The sequence below is a fragment of the Streptomyces sp. NPDC050535 genome (genome assembly GCF_044457665.1).
Classification (GTDB): Bacteria; Actinomycetota; Actinomycetes; order Streptomycetales; family Streptomycetaceae; genus Streptomyces.
Window position 1 is genome coordinate 369,089 of the sequence record NZ_JBITHE010000002.1, and the last position, 19,706, is coordinate 388,794.

Below are 19,706 nucleotides of genomic sequence, written 5' to 3' on the forward strand. Positions count from 1 at the left end.
GGATCTCGAAGCGGCCACGGCGGGCGGCCGTCGAGACCGGTAGGTGATCCTCCGGAGACCTACGACACGATGTCCTTGCGCCGGAAACCCCGGAAGGCCAGGGCGAACAGCACGAGCGCGTACGTTACCGAGACCGCCGTGCCCTGGATCATGCCCGACCACTCCAGATGCGGCTGGACGGCGTCCGCCCAGGCGAACTGCCAGTGCGCGGGCAGGAAGTCGCGCCAGTCTCCGAGGGCGGTGACGGCGTCCAGCACGTTCCCCACGATCGTCAGGCCGACCGCTCCGCCGACCGCGCCGAGGGGGGCGTCCGTCTTGGTCGACAGCCAGAACGCGAGCGCCGCGGTGACCAGTTGGGAGACGAAGATGTACGCCACCACGACCACCAGGCGCTGCGCCGCGGTGCCCGCGGAGAGCACGCCGCCGGTGGGGATCTCCAGCGGGCCCCAGCCGTAGGCCACGGTGCCCACCGCCACCGCGACGACCGGCAGCAGCACCATCGCGGCGAGGCTGAGGCCCAGCGCGACGGTGAGCTTGGACCAGAGCAGCCGGGCCCTGGGCACGGGCGCCGCCAGCAGATATCTCAGCGAGGACCAGCTCGCCTCAGAGGCGATCGTGTCGCCGCAGAACAGGGCGACGGGGATCACCAGCAGGAAGCCGGCGGAGACGAAGAGGTTCACCGCGGCGAAGTTCGCGGCCGACGAGGTGGCCGTGTCCATCAGCGTGATCTGGTTGCCCCGGCCGTCCGGGGTGCCGCCGATCGCGAAGGCCGCGACGAGCACGAAGGGCAGCGCCGCCAGGATCGCCGCCATGACGAGGGTGCGGCGCCGCTTCAGCTGCCGGAGCAGCTCCACCCGCAGCGGCAGTGTCCGGCGCGGCCGGTATCCGTCGGCCGTCTCGGCCCGCTCGACGAGGGTGCTCATGCGTTGCCCCCGATCAGGGTGAGGAAGGCGTCTTCGAGCCGGCGGTGCGGGCCCACCGATTCCACGGGTACTTCGAGCCGGACGAGCTCGACGACCAGGCGCTGGGCGCTGCCGCCGGGGTCGAGCCTGACCAGGATCCCGTCGTCGGTGACGACGGCCGAGGCAACGCCGGGCAGTGCGCCCACCTTCTCCGCGACCGGCTCGTCCACACGGGTACCGGTGCCGACGAGGAGGGTGTCGCCGGAGCCGATGATCTCGGCCACCGGGCCGGCCTGCATCAGTCGTCCGCGGTCCATGACCACCAGGTGGGTGCAGGTCTGCTCGACCTCGGCCAGCAGGTGGCTGGAGACGATGACCGTGCGGCCGGCGGCGGCGTAGCGGATCATCACCTCGCGCATCTCACGGATCTGCGGCGGGTCGAGGCCGTTGGTGGGTTCGTCGAGGATCAGCAGGTCCGGCAGGCCGAGCATGGCCTGCGCGATGGCCAGGCGCTGGCGCATGCCCTGGGAGTAGGTGCGGACCGCGCGGGCCAGCGCGTCGCCCAGGCCCGCGATCTCCAGGGCCTCCGCCAGGTGGGCGTCCTCGGCGGGACGGCCGGTGGCCTGCCAGTACAGCTCCAGGTTGTCGCGGCCCGAGAGGTGCGGGAGGAAGCCCGCGCCCTCGACGAACGCGCCGACCCGGGAGAGGACCGGCGCTCCCGGCTGGATCTCGTGGCCGAAGACGCGGATCTCGCCGCCGTCCGGCTTGATGAGGCCCATCAGCATGCGCAGGGTGGTCGTCTTGCCCGCGCCGTTCGGCCCCAGGAGGCCGAGGACCTGGCCCTTCTCCACACGGAAGGACAGCTCCCGTACCGCGTACCGGTCGGCCGACCTGGCGTACCGCTTGCTCAGGTCGGTGATCTGGAGCGGGACTTCGGCCAGCTCGGGGTCGGGCGGTCCCGCGGTCGTGCGGCGGCGGCCGGTCAGCAGCAGGGCCAGCGCGGCCAGTGCTCCGGCGGCCGGCAGCCACCAGACCCAGGCGGGGAGCGCGGCGGCGGCCGTCGTCACGGCGGGCGCGGTGGGAATCCGCAACGCGCTCTTCAGGGAGGCCGTGTACGTCGCCGGGGCTGTCGGGGACGCGTAGCCGAGGTCCGTCGAGGCCAGTACCAGGCGCAGCCGGTGGCCCTGCTGCACCTCGTGGTCGATGGCCGGCAGCGTGAGGGTGACGTCCTTGCCCGCCTTGGCTCCCTCGACGCGCACCGGGGTCACCAGCTGTGAGGGGAGCACCTGTTGGGCGCCGCCGGGGCCGACGTCGTACACCTTCGCGAAGAGGACCGCCTCGTCGGTGCTGGCCTCGACGTGCACCGTGACCTGCGGTGATCCGGTGATCCACAGGTCGTCGGTGAACGCCGGGGACATGAACTGCGCGTACTGCCCGGGGAAGTCGAGCGACACCCCGACGCCGAGGGAGGAGAGCTGGGAGAGGCCGCCCGTGCCGCCCAGGCCGGGGAGGGCCGAGATGGCGGGCGGGTTCGCGCCCGCGGGGTTCTCGAAGGTCTGCTCGCGTCCGGCCAGGGTCACGGAGTGCTCGCCGCTCTCCAGGCCGGGGTAGGTGTCCCCGCTCGCGCCCCGGAGCTGGGCGGCGCCGTCGGTGGAGTCGATGCCTCCGGTGCGGGTGACGCGGAACGCGGGGCCGGTGTCGACGCCCGGCTCGTCCTTCAGATAGCGGTCGAACCAGGAGCCGACCCGGTCCTGGACGCGGTCCGCCTCCAGGTCGCCGCCGTCGTGGCCGCCGGAGATCCAGTCGACGTCCACGGGAGCGCCGTTGGCACGGATCGCCTTGGCCATCGCGTCGGCCTGGCCGAGCGGGAAGAGGGAGTCGGTCTGGCCCTGCACGATGAGCGTGGGCACCTTGATGCGGTCGCCGACGGCGGACGGGCTGCGCTCCTCGAGGAGTTTCGTGGCGGCCGCGTCCGGCTTTCCGGATTCCGCGACCCTGTTGTACATCTCGCACAGCCGCGGCTCGAACCTGTCGCAGCCGCCCCCGGAGTTGATGAAGATGCCGGCCCAGAGCTTCTTGAAGACGCCGTTCGGGAAGAGGGCGTCCGACAGGTTCCAGTAGGTGATCGCCGGGGCGATCGCGTCGACCCGCTGGTCGTACGCCGCGGCCTCCAGGGCGATCGCCCCGCCGTACGAGGCGCCGGTCATGCCCACGCGCGGGTCGCCGCTCCTGTCGAGCTGGACCTCGGGGCGTTTCGCGAGCCAGTCGATGAGCTTGGAGACGTCGGCGACCTCGGCGTCCGGGTCGTTCAGGCCGATCTTGCCGGTGGACTCGCCGAAACCGCGCGCCGACCAGGTCAGCACCGCGTATCCGTCGCGCGCGAGCCGCTCCGCCTGCGCTCTGACGTCGTCCTTGCTGCCGCCGAAGCCGTGCGTGAGCAGGACGGCGGGGCGGCGGTCCGAGCTCGGTCCCGCGGTGAAGTACGAGGTGTCGACGCTCACCCCGTCGCCCATGTCCATGACGCGGTCGGCGCGCCGCACGCGCGGGGCGTCGTCGGAGGCGACGGCCGTCCATGTCCCGGCGCCGGCGAGCACGACGACGGCGGCCGCGGCGGCGATCCACCGTCGCGGCCTCCGCAGTGCCGGACCGCGCAGTCGGGGCAGTCGAAGATCCATGTGTCAACGGTACGGCCCGCCGCCGACAACCGATGCCGCCGCCGGTCTGAACCCCCGCCCATCCCAGGGGAGTACGGCGCCCTCCCGGCATACCGCGCCCGTGGTACGAACGACCCATGGAGATTCGCCGTGCCGTCACCGTGGACGAACTGATCGCCGCCGGACACCTCTTCGACCATCCCGTCCGTCCCGAGTGGGCGGGGGCCTTCCTCGACCGGCAGGGCCACCATCTCTTCCTCGCGTACGAGGACGGGGGTCCCGTCGGGTTCGTCAGCGGCGTGGAGACGGCGCACCCCGACAAGGGACACGAGATGTTCCTCTACGAACTGGCGGTCGACGAGCCGTACCGGCGGCGCGGTATCGGGCGGGCGCTGATCCGGGAACTCGCCGCGCTGGCCCGCGAGCGCGGCTGTTACGGGATGTGGGTCGGCGTCGAGACCGGGAACGACGTCGCCCTCGCCGCGTACCGCAGCGCTGACGGCAAGGACGACGGGACGGCCACGGTGGTGACCTGGGACTTCGGCTGACACCCGCTCCTGGAGCAGGGGTCGCGGTTACGCCCGCGCGTCCTCGGGGATCGACACCAGCCACCGGGTCTCGCGGCGCGGGCGCAGGTAGAAGGCCCAGTACAGGCTGGCGAAGGCCGTGATGCCGCCGGTCCACAGGAGGTACTGGGTCGCCTGTCGGCTCAGGACGTAGGCGAGGACGGCGATCAGCAGGACCGGTACGGCGGGCCACAGGGGCATGCGCCAGGCGGGTGTGCGGGCGTGCGAGCCTCGTCGGGCGAGCAGCGCGGCGACCGCGACGAGCAGGTACATGCCGGTGACCGAGACGCCCGTGACGCCGTACAGGGTGTCCAGGTCGACGAAGCACAGGGCCGCGCCGGGGACGCCCACCAGGAGGGTGGCGACCCACGGGGAGCCGAAGCGGCCGAGCCTGGACAGGACGCCGTTGACCGGCTCGGGCCAGGCCTTGTCGCGGGCCGAGGCGAACAGGACGCGGGAGTTCTGGATGACCATGACGATGCCGGCGTTGATGATCGCGAGGGCGACGCAGAGGCTGACGAAGGTGCCGACGGCGGAGTTCGACCAGGCGGTGACCATGGTGCTGATGTCGCCGCCGGTGAGGGCCGAGAGGTCGGGGGCGCCCAGGGTGATCGCGACGACCGGGACCAGGATGATCACGGTCGAGATGGCGAGGGTGGCCAGGACCGTGCGGGCGACGTTGCGGCGCGGGTCCTCCAGTTCCTCGGAGAGATAGACCGCGGTCGAGAAGCCCTGGGTGATGAAGAGGGCGATCGCGAGTCCGGAGACGACCAGCATGGCGGTCACGGTGTCGGTGTGGCCCCCGGAGCCGGCCACCTGCATCGAGGTGAGGCTGCCGAGGCCGCGCTCGCTGTGCGAGAAGCCGAGGACCGCGACGACGGCCGCCGCGATGACCTCCAGGACCAGGAAGACGCCGGTGATCCAGGCGTTGGCCCGCAGGTCGAGCAGGCCCGCGAGGGTGGCGAGGAGCATCACGCCTGCGCCGGCCAGCGAGGGGTTCAGGTGCACGATCGGTGCCAGGTAGTCGGCCGTGCCCATGGCGATCACCGGCGGCACGATCATGACGACCAGCAGGGAGAGGACGAAGACCAGCCAGCCGGCGAGCCGTCCGGCCATCGTCGAGACCATGGCGTACTCGCCGCCCGCGCTGGGGATGAGGGTGCCCAGCTCCGAGTAGCAGAACGCCACGGCGACACAGAGCAGCGAGCCGATCGCGATGGTGAGCGCGGTCGCCGTGCCGAGCGACGAGAAGAGGTCGGGCACGACCACGAAGAGCGTGGAGGCGGGCGTCACGCAGGAGAGGGTCAGCAGGGTGCCGCCGACGATGCCGATGGAGCGCTTGAGCTTCCGGGGGTCGCCGGAAGCCGTGGGGACGGTGTCCGGGACGGCTGTCCCGACAGGGCGGAGCGTGTCGGTCATGCGGCGGTTCCGATCGACTCGTGTCGTGCGTCAGGTGATTCGGTCGGGAGCGTTATCGCCTCCGGCGGCTCGCGTCGTTCACCTCTTCGTCCGCTCCCGGCGTTGATGGAACCTTGACGGAAACCGTTGCGTCAATGGCCGTTCACCTACGGAATCCGCAGAAGCGGAGCGGCACAAGTCACATCTCTTTCCCAGGCCTTGGCATCACGGTGCGGCAATAACCAGGCCCCAGCGAAATATGACCTTGCTTTCAAAGGCGTTACGGCGAACACGCTTACGCCATCCCTTTCATCACCTCTGAACGAGAACCGCAGCGCGGGAGTCGAAATCCGCCAGGATTGATCCGGCGGCAGAGCGTCGGCCGGGACACGACACGACGGTGCCCCGCCCCGCGGCTCACGAAGCCGGGGGCGGGGCACCGAGGCGTTTCAGTGGTTGCGCGGGAATCCCAGGTCGACGCCGGTCGGGGCCTCCGAGGGGTCCGGCCAGCGGGTCGTGACGACCTTGCCGCGGGTGTAGAAGTGCGTGCCGTCGTTGCCGTAGATGTGGTGGTCCCCGAAGAGGGAGTCCTTCCAGCCGCCGAAGGAGTGGTAGCCGACGGGGACCGGGATCGGCACGTTCACGCCGACCATGCCCGCCTCGACCTCGAGCTGGAAGCGACGGGCGGCGCCGCCGTCCCGGGTGAAGATCGCGGTGCCGTTGCCGAACGGCGAGGCGTTGATCAGCGCCAGGCCCTCCTCGTACGTCTCCACGCGCAGCACGCACAGCACCGGGCCGAAGATCTCGTCCTTGTACGCGTCCGAGGTGACCGGCACCCGGTCGAGCAGCGAGAGGCCGATCCAGTGGCCGTCCTCGTGGCCCTCCACCGTGTAGCCGGTGCCGTCGAGGACGACCTCGGAGCCCTGGGCGGCCGCGCCCGTGACGTAGGAGGCGACCTTGTCGCGGTGGGCGGCGGTGATCAGCGGGCCCATCTCGGAGGCCGGGTCGTTGCCGGGGCCGATCTTGATCTTCTCGGCGCGCTCGCGGATCTTCTGGACCAGCTCGTCGCCGATCGCGCCGACCGCGACCACGGCCGAGATGGCCATGCAGCGCTCGCCCGCCGAGCCGTAGGCGGCGGACACGGCCGCGTCCGCCGCCGCGTCCAGGTCGGCGTCCGGGAGGACCAGCATGTGGTTCTTCGCGCCGCCCAGGGCCTGTACGCGCTTGTGGTTGGCGGCGGCGGTGGTGTGGATGTGCCGGGCGATCGGGGTCGAGCCGACGAAGGAGACGGCGGCGACGTCCGGGTGCTCCAGGAGGCGGTCGACGGCCACCTTGTCACCGTGCACGACGTTGAAGACGCCGTCCGGCAGACCGGCTTCCGCGAGCAGTTCGGCGATCTTCATCGCCGCCGACGGGTCCTTCTCCGACGGCTTGAGGACGAAGGTGTTGCCGCACGCGATGGCGAGGGGGAACATCCACATCGGCACCATGGCCGGGAAGTTGAACGGCGTGATGCCGGCCACGACACCCAGCGGCTGGCGGATCGAGGACACGTCGACCCGGGAGGCCACCTCGGTCGACAGCTCGCCCTTCAGCTGCACGGTGATCCCGCAGGCCAGGTCCACGATCTCCAGGCCGCGCGCGACCTCGCCGAGCGCGTCCGAGTGGACCTTGCCGTGCTCGGCGGTGATCAGCTCGGCGATGGCGTCGCGGTTGGCGTCGAGCAGCGCGCGGAACTTGAAGAGGATCGTGGTCCGCCTGGCCAGCGAGGACTGGCCCCAGGTCGCGTAGGCGTCCTTCGCGGCGGCGACCGCGGCGTCGACCTCCTCGGCGGTCGCGAAGGCGACCTTCGTGGTGACCGCGCCGGTCGCGGGGTCGGTGACCGGCCCGTACGCCCCCGACGCACCGTCGACGGGCTTGCCGCCGATCCAGTGGTTGACGATCTTCGTCATGACCAAGAACTCCTTCACAGATGGCGGCGTCGGGCGGCGACGTGCCTTTCGTACTCCTCGCGCGCCTTGACCGCCGACGATCGGGTCGCGGTCTCGGCCACAGGAACATCCCACCAGGCTTGGGCCGGGGGCGCGCCCGACACTGTGTCTGCCGTTTCGGTCTCCACGTAGACACATGTGGGAGTGTCCGCGCTCCGCGCCTCGGCGAGGGCCGCGCGCAGGTCACGGACGGTCTTCGCGCGCAGGACGCGCATCCCCAGGCTGGCCGCGTTGGCGGCGAGATCCACCGGCAGCGGCGCCCCCGTGTACGTACGGTCCTCGGCGCGGTAGCGGTATGCCGTGCCGTACCGCTCGCCGCCGACCGACTCGGAGAGGCCGCCGATGGAGGCGTACCCGTGGTTCTGCAGGATCAGGACCTTGATCGCGATGCCCTCCTGCACGGCCGTGACGATCTCGGTCGGCATCATCAGGTACGTGCCGTCGCCGACCAGCGCCCAGACGGGACGGTCCGGGGCGGCCATCCGCACCCCGATCGCGGCCGGGATCTCGTAGCCCATGCAGGAGTAGCCGTACTCGACGTGGTACTGGTCGCGCGACCGCGCCCGCCACAGTTTGTGCAGGTCACCGGGGAGGGAGCCGGCCGCGTTGATCAGGATGTCGTTCTCGTCGACCAGCTCGTCCAGGACGCCGAGGACCTGCGGCTGGGTGGGCCGGATGTCGAGGTCGTCCGCCTCGTACGCCGCGTCGACGCGGTACTCCCAGCGCTCCTTGTCGTCGCCGTACTCGGTGGCGTACGCCGGTTCGGCGCGGTGCTCGTGCAGCAGCAGCGCCTCGGTGAGGGCCTCGAGTCCGGCCCGCGCGTCGGCGATCAGCGGGATGCCGGAGAGCTTGTGGCCGTCGTACGGGGCGATGTTGAGGTTCAGGAAGCGGACGCCCTCGGCGGTGAAGAGGGTGCCGGAGGCGGTGGTGAAGTCGGTGTAGCGGGTGCCGACGCCGATCACCAGGTCGGCGGTGCGGGCCAGTTCGTCGGCGGTCGCCGTGCCGGTGTGGCCGATGCCGCCGACGTCCTGCGGGTGGTCGAAGCGCAGCGACCCCTTGCCGGCCTGGGTGGAGGCGACGGGAATGCGGGTGGCGGCGGCGAGTTCGGCGAGCGCGTCCTCGGCGCGGCTGTGGTGGACGCCGCCGCCCGCGACGATGAGGGGACGGCGGGACTCGCGGATCACCCTTACGGCGGTGGCCAGTTCGGACATGTCGGCCGCCGGGCGGCGCACGGTCCAGGTCCGCTCCGCGAAGAACTCCTCGGGCCAGTCGTACGCCTCCGCCTGCACGTCCTGCGGCAGCGCGAGCGTGACCGCGCCCGTCTCGACCGGGTCGGTGAGCACGCGCATCGCCTGGAGGGCGGCGGGGATCAGTGCCTCGGGGCGGCTGATCCGGTCGAAGTACCTCGACACCGGGCGCAGACAGTCGTTGACCGACACGTCGCCCGCGTAGGGGAGTTCGAGCTGCTGGAGCACCGGGTCGGCGGGGCGGGTCGCGAAGGTGTCGCCGGGGAGGAGCAGTACCGGGAGGTGGTTGACCGTCGCGAGGGCGGCGCCGGTCACCAGGTTCGTGGCGCCGGGGCCGATGGAGGTGGTGACGGCGTGCGTGGAGAGCCGGTTGGACTGGCGCGCGTAGCCGACCGCCGCGTGCACCATGGACTGTTCGTTACGGCCCTGGTGGTACGGCATCTCGTCCGCGTACTCGACGAGCGCCTGGCCGAGCCCGGCGACGTTGCCGTGGCCGAAGATCCCCCAGGTGGCACCGATCAACCGCCGCCGCTCGCCGTCCCGTTCCGTGTACTGCGCGGCCAGGAACCGCACCAGCGCCTGCGCGACCGTCAGCCTGGTGGTCGCACCGGGCCCCTTGGACGCGTTCGACACCGCTGCCACCTTCGTCGCCTTCGACGTCGGCTCTGTCATTGGTACCCCTCGGTGTGCTCTGGGTGGAAGCAGATCCGCCACTCCCGCTCCTCGCCCGGTCCCGCCATCACGTTCAGGTAGTACATGGCGTGGCCGGGCTGGGCGATGGACGGGCCGTGCCATCCGTCGGGGACGAGGACCGCGTCTCCGGTGCGGACCTCGGCGAGGACGTCGGATCCGCCCTCGTGCGAAGGGAATACGCGCTGATAGCCGAATCCGTTCGGGCCGTCGATCTCGAAGTAGTAGATCTCCTCGAGCTCCGACTCGAGGCCCGGCCGGTGCTCGTCGTGCTTGTGGGGCGGGTACGAGGACCAGTTGCCGCCGGGCGTGATGACCTCGACGGCGATGAGCTTGGCGCACTCGAAGGCGTCGGCGGAGGCGAAGTTGCGCACCTGACGGGCGCAGTTGCCACTGCCGCGGTCTTCGACGGGTACCTCCGGCGCGGGGCCGTAGCGGGCGGGGAGTCGGCGCTCGCACTTCGCTCCTGCCAGGGCGAAGCGGCCTCCCACGCCGGAGGCGATCTGTGCCCGGGCGTCACGGGGCACGTAGACGAAGTCGGTGACTCCGCTGAACACGCTGTCCCTGCCCAGGATTTGGAACTTTTCGTCCTCTATGTCCACCGTACAGCCGCCGTTGAGCGGCAGCACGATCCATTCGCTGTCGCCGGTGGTGAAGGTGTGCGTGCCGCCCGGCTCCAACTCCACCACGCGCAGGCTGCTGTGGGTCCAGCCGGCCCGCTCGGGGTCGATGTCGACGGCGTACAGCGAACCGGCGGCGGCGCCCCGGGGGACGTACAGGTCTTTGCTCGTCATCCGGTCCTCACAGCAGTCCGACGGCGGTGTCCACGGCCGCGATCACATCGCCGTCGGCCGGGTAGAGCAGCGAACGGCCTACCACCAGGCCCTGGACGGTGGGGAGCTGGAGCGCCCCGCGCCACTTCTCGTACGCGCCCTCCTGGTCCTCGCCGACATCGCCGCCCAGGAGTACGGCGGGCAGCGTCGACGTCTCCATGACGCGGGCCATGTCGTCGGGGTTCTCGGTGACGGGGACCTTCAGCCAGGTGTACGCCGAACTGCCGCCGAGGCCGCTCGCGATGGCGATGGACTTGGTGACCGCCTCGGCGCTGAGATCGTTTCGGAGGGTGCCGTCCGGGCTGCGACGGCAGAGGAACGGCTCGACGAACACCGGGAGTCGCCGCTCCGCCATCTCGTCGATGACCCGGGCGGTGGACTCCAGGGTGCGCAGCGAGCCCGGGTCGTCGTAGTCGATGCGCAGCAGCAGCTTGCCCGCGTCGAAGCCGAGCCGGTCGATGTCCCGCGGGCGGTGCCCGGTGAACCGGTCGTCCAGCTCGAAGGAGGCGCCCGCGAGTCCGCCGCGGTTCATCGAGCCGAGCACGACCTTGTGGTCGAGCGCCCCGAGCAGCAGCAGGTCGTCGAGGATGTCGGCGGTGGCGAGGACGCCGTCGACTCCCGGGCGGGAGAGCGCGACGCAGAGCCGCTCCAGGAGGTCGGCGCGGCTGGCCATCGCGAACCTGCGGTCGCCGACCGCCAGGGCGCCGCGGGCCGGGTGGTCCGCGGCGACGATCATCAGCCGGCCGCTGTCGTCGACGAGCGGGCGGCGGGGCCGACGCGCGGCGGCCTCGGCGATGGCCTCGGGATGGTGGGCGCGGATGCGGACGAGCTCGGCGACATCGACTCGACGGGGCGCGTCCGGGGCGCTCGCCTCGTGCGGGGACGAGCCGCCCGAGGTGCCCTCCTCACGCGGGGACGCGCCGTGCAACGCCGGGTCGCCCCCTTCGTTTCTCGCACCGCCGACCTGACCGGCCCTCACAGCACCGCTCCTGCCGTGAGCGCGTCCTCGACCTCGACGGGGGACGGCATCGCGGAGGAGCACTCCAGGCGGGACGCGACGATGGCGCCCGCGGCGTTGGCGTACCGCATGATCCGCTCCAGGTCCCAGCCGGCGAGCAGGCCGTGGCAGAGCGAGCCGCCGAAGGCGTCGCCGGCGCCGAGGCCGTTCAGGACCGTCACCGGGAGGGGCGGGACCTCGGCGGAGGTGCCGTCGCGGTGGACGGCGAGGACGCCCTTGGGGCCCTGCTTGACGACCGCGAGTTCGACGCCGGCGTCCAGCAGGGCGCGGGCGGCCGCGTGCGGTTCGCGCTCTCCGGTGGCGATCTCGACCTCGTCGATGTTGCCGACGGCGACGGTGGTGTGCCGCAGGGCCTCGGCGTAGAAGGGGCGGGCGGACTCGGGGTCCGTCCAGAACATGGGGCGCCAGTCGAGGTCGAAGACCGTCGTACCCGACCTGGCGCGGTGGGCCAGCGCCGCGAGCGTCGCCGTACGGCTGGGCTCCTCGCTCAGGCCTGTGCCGGTCACCCAGAAGATGCGGGCCTCACGCAGGGCGTCGAGGTCGAGGTCGTGCGCGTCGATCTCCAGGTCGGGGGCCTTGGGCTGCCGGTAGAAGTACAGCGGGAAGTCGTCCGGCGGGAAGACCTCGCAGAACGTGACCGGGGTGGGCAGACCGGGGACCGGGGTGACCCAGCGGTCGTCGACACCGAAGTCGCGCAGCGCCTCGTGGAGGTAGGCGCCGAAGGGGTCGTCGCCCGTGCGTGTGATCACCGCCGTACGGCGTCCCAGCCGGGCCGCGGCCACCGCGACGTTCGTCGCCGAGCCGCCGAGGAACTTCCCGAAGGTCGTCACCCGAGCCAGCGGGACCCCTGCCTGCAAGGGATAGAGGTCCACACCGATCCGCCCCATGGTGATCAGGTCGTACGCCATCGAGTTCCCTTCGCTTCGGCTGCACCCAGGTCTAGCCGGGTGCGGGGAGCCCTGTCAACGTTTTGTCCAGACATTCGGACCAGGCCTTGACACGTCCTTGGTGCCGCCGGAAGCTGACGCTCATGACGTCGTTGTCACCGCAGTCCTCTCCGCGGCCCTCTCAGCAGGCATCGCCTCCGTCCTCACTGTCCCGTATCCGGGTCGGTTCGGCTCCCGACTCGTGGGGCGTCTGGTTCCCCGACGACCCCCAGCAGGTCCCCTGGCAGCGCTTCCTCGACGAGGTGTCCGGGTCCGGGTACGAGTGGATCGAGCTGGGCCCCTACGGCTATCTCCCCACCGATCCGGCCGTCCTGAGGGACGAGACCGCGCGGCGCGGGCTCACGGTCTCGGCCGGCACGGTGTTCACCGGGCTGCACCGTGGTCCCGACGTGTGGGAGTCCACCTGGGCGCATGTCTCGGACATCGCGGCGCTCACCCAGGCGATGGGCGCCGAGCACCTGGTGGTCATCCCCGCGTTCTGGCGGGACGACAAGACGGGCGACGTGCTGGAGGACAGCACGCTGACGCCCGCGCAGTGGCGCGATCTGACCACCCAGACCGAGCGGCTCGCCCATGAGGTGCGTGAGCGGTACGGGCTGCGGATCGTCGTCCACCCGCACGCCGACACGCACATCGACAGCGAGGAGAACGTCACCCGTTTCCTCGACGCGACGGATTCCTCGCTGGTCTCGTTGTGCCTGGACACCGGGCACTACGCGTACTGCGGCGGCGACAGCGTCAAGCTGATCGAGACGTACGGGGAGCGCATCGGATACCTGCACCTCAAGCAGGTCGATCCGCGGATCCTGGCCGAGGTGCGGGCGGACGAGGTGCCGTTCGGGCCCGCCGTGGCCCGTGGCGTGATGTGCGAACCGCCGTCGGGCGTACCGGCGTTGGAGCCCGTCCTCGCCGCCGCGCAGCAGCTCGACGTCGACCTCTTCGCGATCGTCGAGCAGGACATGTACCCGTGTCCGCCGGACAAGCCGCTGCCGATCGCGCGGCGCACGCGGGCGTTCCTCAGGTCCTGCGGGGCGTAGGGCCTGTCCGGCCGTTCCCGTCGCCGTCCGCCCATTGCGTCACTCGTGTCACAAATACCCGCCTCCTGTCACACATGTCGCGTGTACGCGGGTTTTGGGTCACACCCGGTCGACAGGCACTTCCCGGTGCTCACTCTGTGTCGTTCACGGAGCACAGGCTTTGTTGATCACCAGCGCAGTGCCCGGCTCCCCCGACGGCCGCCCCCGGCCGCCGCCGTGGCACGCGCGGGGAGGTGCCACTCATGACCGACCGCAGGCTCTGGTCGTACAAGGAGATCGCGGCGCACATCAAGGTGCAGCCGGACACCGTGCGGTCGTACCGCAAGCACGGGCTGCTGCCGCCGCCCGACCACGTGGAGAGCGGCAAGCCCTACTGGTACGCGGACACCGTGCGGGCCTGGGTCGCCGCCCGCCCGAGAAACCGCGGGCGCCGGGACGACTGACTCCCTTCCCGCACGATTCCGTCACGATTCCGTCCCCGCGCCTGTGCCCCGCCGTCGCACGCACGGCACAGGCGCGTACGGGACACAAGGCGTCCCCGGTCAGCTCCACGGCTCGATGACGGTGACGCCCGCTGCCGGCGCCGTCCCCATCGCCGCCAGCGCGGCCGGAGCCGCGTCCAGCGGGATGGTGGCGGTGACCAGGAGGTCGGGGCGCAAGACACCGGCCCTTACCAGTTCCAGCATGCCGGGGTAGGCGTGCGCCGCCATGCCGTGACTGCCCAGGACGTCGAGTTCGAGGCCGATCACGCGGGCCATGGGGATCTCGGGGGCCGCAGGCAGCAGTCCGACCTGGACGTGCCGGCCGCGGCGGCGCAGGCCGTTCACCGAGGCCGCGCAGGTGGCCGGGGAACCGAGGGCGTCCAGCGACAGGTGGGCGCCGCCGCCGGTCAGTTCGCGTACCGCCTCCGCCGTGTCCGCCGCCTTCGACGCGTCCACGACCGCCGTCGCCCCGAACTTCCGTGCCAGGTCCAGCGCCTGGGGCGACACGTCGACTGCGACGACCCGGGCCCCGGCGGCGGACGCGATCATCACGGCGGACAGGCCGACGCCCCCGCAGCCGTGCACGGCGACCCACTCCCCCGCGGCGAGCCTGCCCCGCGCGATGACCGCCCGGTACGCCGTGGCGAACCGGCAGCCCAGCGAGGCGGCCGTCGCGCCGGACATCCCGTCCGGCACCGCGACCAGGTTCACATCCGCGTGTTCGAGCGCCACGTACTGCGCGAAGGAACCCCAGTGGGTGAACCCCGGCTGGGTCTGGCGCTCGCACACCTGCTGGTCGCCCGCGGCGCACGAGGGACAGCTGCCGCAGGCGCAGACGAACGGCACGGTGACCCGGTCACCGGGGTGCCAGCCGGTGACGCGGGCACCCACCGCCTCGACGACCCCGGCGAGTTCGTGGCCCGGCACGTGCGGCAGCGTGATGTCCGGGTCGTGGCCCATCCAGCCGTGCCAGTCGCTCCGGCACAGCCCGGTGGCCTCGACCCGCACCACGACCCCGTGCTCCGCGGGCGCCGGGTCAGCCACCTCACGCACCTCGGCCGGCTCCCCGTACCGCTCGAACACCACTGCGCGCATCCGTCTCGCCCCTCGCCGTCGGCCCGTGGATCAGCATGCCGAAGCGAACGCCGGGCGCGCCACCGGGCGGGCGTTTCCGGGTGCCCCCGCGGGCCTTGCCGAACTCGGTCTCCCAGCGCGGACGGGCACGGTCATCGACACCGGTCGGCGACGGTGACGCCACTTGGAGATGTACCCCCTAGGGGTATAGCCTGCATAGCAGGAGGCAACCCTGGAGCCCCAGGACTCCCCTCCTGTCTACGTACGCACGCCCGAGATGCCTCAATGAGGAGTAACGCCATGACCTCGCAGACCGACACCCAGGGTTCCGTCACGACCGTCTACCAGGTGAGCGGAATGAGCTGCGGGCACTGTGAGGGTTCCGTCTCCGGCGAGCTCTCCGGGATCGCCGGCGTCAGCTCGGTGAAGGCCGTGGCCTCCACCGGCGAGGTCACCGTGGTCTCCGCCGCCGCCCTCGACGAGGACGCGGTGCGCGCCGCGGTCGACGAGGCGGGCTTCGAGCTCGTCGGCAAGGCCTGAACCAACCCCTCCGCGACACCCTCCGCAGCACCTGGCGCCGTGGCAGGCACCAGCTCTCCACACCGGGCCGTACCGACCAGCTGATACTGGCTCCGTACGGTCCGGTTCGTTCCTTGGAGCCGGCATGACCACCTCAGCACCCGCGACACCCACGGCGGAGACCACTCCCGCCTCGGAGATCGAGCTCACCATCGGCGGTATGACCTGCGCCTCCTGCGCGGCCCGCGTCGAGAAGAAGCTCAACCGCATGGACGGCGTCACCGCCACGGTCAACTACGCGACGGAGAAGGCGAAGGTCTCGTATCCGCAGGGGGTGGTGGTCGCCGATCTGATCGCCACCGTCGAGAAGACCGGGTACACCGCCGAGCGGCCGCCGCCCCCGCCCACGGCAGGTTCCGCGCCGGACTCCGCCGGGGAGCGCGACCCCGAACTGGCCTCCCTGCGCGAACGCCTGACCGTCTCCGTCCTCCTCGCCCTCCCCGTCGCCCTGCTGTCGATGATCCCGGCGCTCCAGTTCGACAACTGGCAGTGGCTGGCGCTCACCCTGGCCGCGCCCGTGGTCGTGTGGGGCGGACTCCCCTTCCACAGGGCCGCGTTCACGAACGCGCGGCACGGCGCGGCCACGATGGACACCCTCATCTCGATCGGCACACTGGCCGCGTTCGGCTGGTCCCTGTGGGCGCTGTTCTTCGGGGACGCGGGCATGGAGGGCATGCGCGAGGGCTTCTCGTTCACCGTCTCGCGCGCGGAGGGGACTTCGGCGATCTACCTGGAGGTCGCCGCGGGTGTCATCGCGTTCATCCTGCTCGGCCGCTATCTGGAGGCCCGCTCCAAGCGGCAGGCGGGGGCGGCGCTGCGGGCGTTGATGGAGCTGGGCGCGAAGGACGTGTCCGTCCTGCGGGACGGGCGTGAAGTACGTGTCCCCGTGGACCGGTTGGCCGTCGGGGACCGTTTCGTCGTACGGCCCGGCGAGAAGATCGCCACCGACGGCACCGTCGTCGAGGGCACCTCGGCCGTCGACGCCTCCATGCTGACCGGCGAGTCGGTGCCGGTCGACGTCGGCGCGGGCTCCGCGGTGACCGGCGCGACCGTGAACGCCGGGGGCCGGCTGGTCGTCGAGGCGGGCCGGGTCGGCGCGGACACCCGACTCGCCCGGATGGCACGGCTGGTGGAGGACGCGCAGAACGGCAAGGCGGAGGTGCAGCGGTTCGCCGACCGGATCTCCGGGGTCTTCGTGCCGGTGGTGCTGCTGATCGCGCTCGGCACGTTCGGGGTCTGGCTGGCGGTCACGGGTGACACGGCCGCCGCCTTCACCGCGGCCGTCGCGGTGCTGATCATCGCCTGCCCGTGCGCGCTGGGACTGGCCACGCCGACCGCCCTGATGGTCGGCACGGGACGCGGCGCCCAGCTCGGCATCCTCATCAAGGGGCCCGAGGTCCTGGAGTCCACGCGCCGCGTCGACACCGTCGTCCTGGACAAGACCGGGACGGTGACGACGGGACGCATGAAACTTCAAGAGGTCTACGTCGTCGGGGGCACGGCCGAGAACGAGCTCCTGCGGCTCGCAGGAGCCCTGGAGCACGCCTCCGAGCACCCGATTGCCCAGGCGATCGCGACAGGCGCTCAGGAGCGCGTTGGCGCGTTTTCGCCTCCGGAGCACTTCGAGAACGTTCCGGGGCGCGGGGTACGCGGGCGCGTGGCGGGCCACGAGATCACGGTCGGCCGGTTTCCGGACACCCCGCCGACGCTCCCGGACGAACTGGCGCGCGCCAAGTCCGCCGCCGAGGCGGAAGGACGTACCGCCGTCGTGGTCACCCGGGACGGCGCCGCGGTCGGTGTGCTCACCGTCGCCGACGCGGTCAAGGAGACCAGCGCCGATGCCGTGCGCGAACTGCGCGCCCTCGGGCTCACGCCGATGCTGCTCACCGGGGACAACCGGGCGGTCGCCGAGTCCGTGGCGCGTGCCGTCGGGATCGACGCCGCGGACGTGATCGCCGAGGTGCTGCCCGAGGGCAAGGTCGATGTCGTCAGGCGGCTCCAGGGCGAGGGGCGCAGCGTCGCGATGGTGGGCGACGGGGTCAACGACGCGGCGGCACTGGCCACCGCGGACCTGGGGCTCGCGATGGGCACCGGCACGGACGCGGCGATCGAGGCGAGCGATCTGACGCTGGTGCGCGGGGATCTGCGGGTGGCCGCGGACGCGATCCGGCTGTCGCGCCGGACCCTCGGCATCATCAGGGGGAACCTCGTCTGGGCCTTCGGATACAACGTGGCGGCGCTGCCGCTGGCGGCGGCCGGACTGCTGAATCCCATGATCGCGGGAGCGGCGATGGCCTTCTCGTCGGTGTTCGTGGTCACGAACAGCCTTCGGCTCAGGGCATTCTCATGATGTTCGGGTGAGAACCCCCCTAGAGTCCGGGGAGAGCCTCACATAAGCTCTTCACAAGGCTCGCGCAACTTCCTTACGCTTGGGCCCCTGGTATTCCTATTTGGGGTCTCTTGCGTATCTTCAGGACATATGCAAGAGACGCAGGTCACAGTGATGTGAACGTAACCAACAAAGGGGTTCGTGAGTCTAAGTTGGCGATGTCAGAAGCGTCTTGGGGGGCGTGACTGGCATCTGGGGATGTCTTGGGGGACGTCCCTGGAACTGCGTTGCCGGGGCACGTACACCGGGGAGCTTTGAGCGGCCCTCCCGGCGGTACGCGTCCCGGCCAACCGCACCCTCGTGACCGAGGTTTTGCTCGTTCCGCTCGCAGCCAGGCCGCTCAGTCGGTCCGTTCAACCAGCTCGTCCAGCAAGATCACAGCGATTCAGGCGCTGTCCACAGACGCCCGGCCGGATCCCGTGGGGGGAATCCGCACCGGGACAAGGAAAGCGCCCTGACTGCCGGCCCGTGGGGGGACCGGTAGCAGGGCGCTTTCCGTTTTGTCCGTGTGTGCCGCTAGGCGCGCGGCCGTTCGGCGAGTTCCGTGCTCAGCGGCCCTCGACCGGGACGAAGTCGCGCAGGACCTCGCCCGTGTAGATCTGCCGGGGGCGGCCGATGCGGGAGCCGGGCTCCTTGATCATCTCGTGCCACTGGGCGATCCAGCCCGGGAGGCGGCCGAGAGCGAACAGGACCGTGAACATCTCGGTCGGGAAGCCCATGGCGCGGTAGATCAGCCCCGTGTAGAAGTCCACGTTGGGGTAGAGGTTGCGCGAGACGAAGTACTCGTCGGAGAGCGCGTGCTCCTCCAGCTTGAGGGCGATGTCCAGCAGCTCGTCGGACTTGCCCAGGGCCGAGAGGACATCGTGCGCAGCGGCCTTGATGATCTTCGCGCGCGGGTCGAAGGACTTGTACACCCGGTGGCCGAAGCCCATCAGGCGGACGCCGTCCTCCTTGTTCTTCACCTTGCGGATGAAGGAGTCGACGTCGCCGCCGTTGGCCTGGATGCCTTCCAGCATCTCCAGGACGGACTGGTTGGCGCCGCCGTGCAGCGGGCCCCAGAGGGCGGAGATGCCGGCGGAGATCGAGGCGAACATGTTCGCCTGCGAGGAGCCGACCAGGCGGACCGTGGACGTCGAACAGTTCTGCTCGTGGTCCGCGTGCAGGATCAGCAGCTTGTCCAGCGCGGAGACGACGACCGGGTCGAGCTCGTACTCCTGCGCCGGGACCGAGAACGTCATGCGGAGGAAGTTCTCGACGTACCCGAGGTCGTTGCGCGGGTAGACGAAGGGGTGGCCGATCGACTTCTTGTAGGCGTAAGCCGCGATCGTCGGAAGCTTGGCGAGAAGGCGGATCGTCGAAAGGTGACGCTGCTTCTCGTCGAAGGGGTTGTGGCTGTCCTGGTAGAACGTCGACAGGGCGCTGACCACCGACGACAGCATCGCCATCGGGTGGGCGTCGCGCGGGAAGCCCTGGAAGAAACGCTTGACGTCCTCGTGCAGCAGGGTGTGCTGCGTGATCTCGTTCTTGAAGGTGGAGAGCCCGTCCACGTCCGGCAGTTCGCCGTTGATCAACAGCGAGGCCACCTCAAGGAAGGTGGAGTGCTCGGCCAGCTGCTCGATCGGATAGCCGCGGTACCGGAGGATGCCCTCCTCACCGTCGAGATAGGTGATCGCGGATTTATAGGCGGCGGTGTTCCCGTATCCGCTGTCCAGCGTCACCAGACCCGTCTGTGCGCGCAGCTTCCCGATGTCGAAGCCCTTGTCGCCGACGGTGCTGTCGATCACCGGGTAGGTGTACTCGCCATCGCCGTAACGCACTACTACAGAGTTGTCGCTCACGTCATCCCTCACCGACGTTGTCCCTCTTCTTCGAGGTGCCCTGACTGTCTCTACCATCCCC

15 protein-coding genes are annotated in these 19,706 nt (G+C 70.9%); 5 read left to right on the forward strand and 10 right to left on the reverse strand.

Annotated features, from left to right (window positions below; all coding sequences use genetic code 11):
* Positions 1-59: 59 nt before the first annotated feature.
* Both ACIBLC_RS06625 and ACIBLC_RS06630 read right to left on the reverse strand, forming a co-directional pair.
* Positions 60-923, reverse strand: a complete 864-nt coding sequence (locus tag ACIBLC_RS06625) for an ABC transporter permease (protein WP_399209610.1) — start codon at positions 921-923, stop codon at positions 60-62.
* Positions 920-3,577, reverse strand: a complete 2,658-nt coding sequence (locus tag ACIBLC_RS06630; RefSeq protein WP_399209611.1) for an alpha/beta fold hydrolase — start codon at positions 3,575-3,577, stop codon at positions 920-922. Before ACIBLC_RS06630 ends, ACIBLC_RS06625 begins: the two co-directional genes overlap by 4 nt.
* A gap of 116 nt (positions 3,578-3,693) precedes the next feature.
* Here ACIBLC_RS06630 and ACIBLC_RS06635 point away from each other — a divergent pair, with 116 nt between their 5' ends.
* Positions 3,694-4,104 carry a GNAT family N-acetyltransferase gene (locus tag ACIBLC_RS06635; RefSeq protein WP_399209612.1) on the forward strand — a complete coding sequence of 137 codons (411 nt, stop codon included), beginning with the start codon at positions 3,694-3,696 and terminating at the stop codon, positions 4,102-4,104.
* A 27-nt stretch (positions 4,105-4,131) separates the two neighbouring features.
* Here the strand turns inward: ACIBLC_RS06635 and ACIBLC_RS06640 are convergent, their stop codons facing one another.
* From ACIBLC_RS06640 to iolC, 6 genes are all read right to left on the reverse strand, one after another.
* Positions 4,132-5,541: an APC family permease gene (locus ACIBLC_RS06640; RefSeq protein ID WP_399209613.1), complete on the reverse strand. Its 1,410-nt coding sequence runs from the start codon at positions 5,539-5,541 to the stop codon at positions 4,132-4,134.
* Positions 5,542-5,969: 428 nt separating this feature from the next.
* Positions 5,970-7,472: a CoA-acylating methylmalonate-semialdehyde dehydrogenase gene (mmsA, locus tag ACIBLC_RS06645; protein ID WP_399209614.1), complete on the reverse strand. Its 1,503-nt coding sequence runs from the start codon at positions 7,470-7,472 to the stop codon at positions 5,970-5,972.
* 14 nt (positions 7,473-7,486) lie between these two features.
* Positions 7,487-9,430: a 3D-(3,5/4)-trihydroxycyclohexane-1,2-dione acylhydrolase (decyclizing) gene (gene iolD / locus ACIBLC_RS06650; RefSeq protein WP_399209615.1), complete on the reverse strand. Its 1,944-nt coding sequence runs from the start codon at positions 9,428-9,430 to the stop codon at positions 7,487-7,489.
* Positions 9,427-10,242, reverse strand: a complete 816-nt coding sequence (gene iolB, locus ACIBLC_RS06655) for a 5-deoxy-glucuronate isomerase (protein ID WP_399209617.1) — start codon at positions 10,240-10,242, stop codon at positions 9,427-9,429. Before iolB ends, iolD begins: the two co-directional genes overlap by 4 nt.
* Positions 10,243-10,249: 7 nt before the next feature.
* Complete coding sequence (locus ACIBLC_RS06660; protein ID WP_399209892.1) at positions 10,250-11,101, reverse strand: deoxyribose-phosphate aldolase; 852 nt, start codon at positions 11,099-11,101, stop codon at positions 10,250-10,252.
* A gap of 155 nt (positions 11,102-11,256) precedes the next feature.
* Entirely contained in the window at positions 11,257-12,207 is a 951-nt protein-coding gene (iolC, locus tag ACIBLC_RS06665; protein WP_399209618.1) for a 5-dehydro-2-deoxygluconokinase, read from the reverse strand.
* Positions 12,208-12,329: 122 nt separating this feature from the next.
* Here iolC and ACIBLC_RS06670 point away from each other — a divergent pair, with 122 nt between their 5' ends.
* Positions 12,330-13,283 (forward strand): sugar phosphate isomerase/epimerase family protein, encoded by a 954-nt coding sequence (locus ACIBLC_RS06670; protein WP_399209619.1) that lies wholly within the window; start codon positions 12,330-12,332, stop codon positions 13,281-13,283.
* Positions 13,284-13,525: 242 nt separating this feature from the next.
* Positions 13,526-13,726, forward strand: a complete 201-nt coding sequence (locus ACIBLC_RS06675) for a helix-turn-helix transcriptional regulator (protein WP_399209620.1) — start codon at positions 13,526-13,528, stop codon at positions 13,724-13,726.
* 99 nt (positions 13,727-13,825) lie between these two features.
* On the opposite strand, the gene ACIBLC_RS06680 is transcribed toward ACIBLC_RS06675, so the two are convergent.
* A complete protein-coding gene (locus ACIBLC_RS06680) occupies positions 13,826-14,860 on the reverse strand; it encodes a zinc-dependent alcohol dehydrogenase family protein (protein ID WP_399209622.1) in 1,035 nt (344 codons plus the stop codon).
* A 279-nt stretch (positions 14,861-15,139) separates the two neighbouring features.
* Between ACIBLC_RS06680 and ACIBLC_RS06685 the strand changes: the two genes are divergently transcribed.
* Both ACIBLC_RS06685 and ACIBLC_RS06690 read left to right on the forward strand, forming a co-directional pair.
* The gene (locus ACIBLC_RS06685; protein ID WP_399209623.1) at positions 15,140-15,379 is read left to right on the forward strand and encodes a heavy-metal-associated domain-containing protein; all 240 of its coding nucleotides are present in this window, start codon (positions 15,140-15,142) and stop codon (positions 15,377-15,379) included.
* A gap of 124 nt (positions 15,380-15,503) precedes the next feature.
* Complete coding sequence (locus tag ACIBLC_RS06690) at positions 15,504-17,768, forward strand: heavy metal translocating P-type ATPase (protein WP_399209624.1); 2,265 nt, start codon at positions 15,504-15,506, stop codon at positions 17,766-17,768.
* A 587-nt stretch (positions 17,769-18,355) separates the two neighbouring features.
* Here the strand turns inward: ACIBLC_RS06690 and ACIBLC_RS06695 are convergent.
* Positions 18,356-19,645: a citrate synthase gene (locus ACIBLC_RS06695; RefSeq protein WP_399209625.1), complete on the reverse strand. Its 1,290-nt coding sequence runs from the start codon at positions 19,643-19,645 to the stop codon at positions 18,356-18,358.
* Positions 19,646-19,706 lie beyond the last annotated feature (61 nt).

Bases quoted from the DNA above. Each gene is read 5' to 3' on its own strand.
- mmsA (WP_399209614.1), bottom strand. From the start codon at position 7,472: ATGACGAAGATCGTCAACCACTGGATCGGCGGCAAGCCCGTCGACGGT.
- ACIBLC_RS06685 (WP_399209623.1), top strand. From the start codon at position 15,140: ATGACCTCGCAGACCGACACCCAGGGTTCCGTCACGACCGTCTACCAG.
- ACIBLC_RS06635 (WP_399209612.1), top strand. From the start codon at position 3,694: ATGGAGATTCGCCGTGCCGTCACCGTGGACGAACTGATCGCCGCCGGA.
- ACIBLC_RS06675 (WP_399209620.1), top strand. From the start codon at position 13,526: ATGACCGACCGCAGGCTCTGGTCGTACAAGGAGATCGCGGCGCACATC.
- ACIBLC_RS06680 (WP_399209622.1), bottom strand. From the start codon at position 14,860: ATGCGCGCAGTGGTGTTCGAGCGGTACGGGGAGCCGGCCGAGGTGCGT.
- iolD (WP_399209615.1), bottom strand. From the start codon at position 9,430: ATGACAGAGCCGACGTCGAAGGCGACGAAGGTGGCAGCGGTGTCGAAC.
- ACIBLC_RS06670 (WP_399209619.1), top strand. From the start codon at position 12,330: ATGACGTCGTTGTCACCGCAGTCCTCTCCGCGGCCCTCTCAGCAGGCA.
- iolB (WP_399209617.1), bottom strand. From the start codon at position 10,242: ATGACGAGCAAAGACCTGTACGTCCCCCGGGGCGCCGCCGCCGGTTCG.
- ACIBLC_RS06690 (WP_399209624.1), top strand. From the start codon at position 15,504: ATGACCACCTCAGCACCCGCGACACCCACGGCGGAGACCACTCCCGCC.
- iolC (WP_399209618.1), bottom strand. From the start codon at position 12,207: ATGGCGTACGACCTGATCACCATGGGGCGGATCGGTGTGGACCTCTAT.
- ACIBLC_RS06625 (WP_399209610.1), bottom strand. From the start codon at position 923: ATGAGCACCCTCGTCGAGCGGGCCGAGACGGCCGACGGATACCGGCCG.
- ACIBLC_RS06640 (WP_399209613.1), bottom strand. From the start codon at position 5,541: ATGACCGACACGCTCCGCCCTGTCGGGACAGCCGTCCCGGACACCGTC.
- ACIBLC_RS06630 (WP_399209611.1), bottom strand. From the start codon at position 3,577: ATGGATCTTCGACTGCCCCGACTGCGCGGTCCGGCACTGCGGAGGCCG.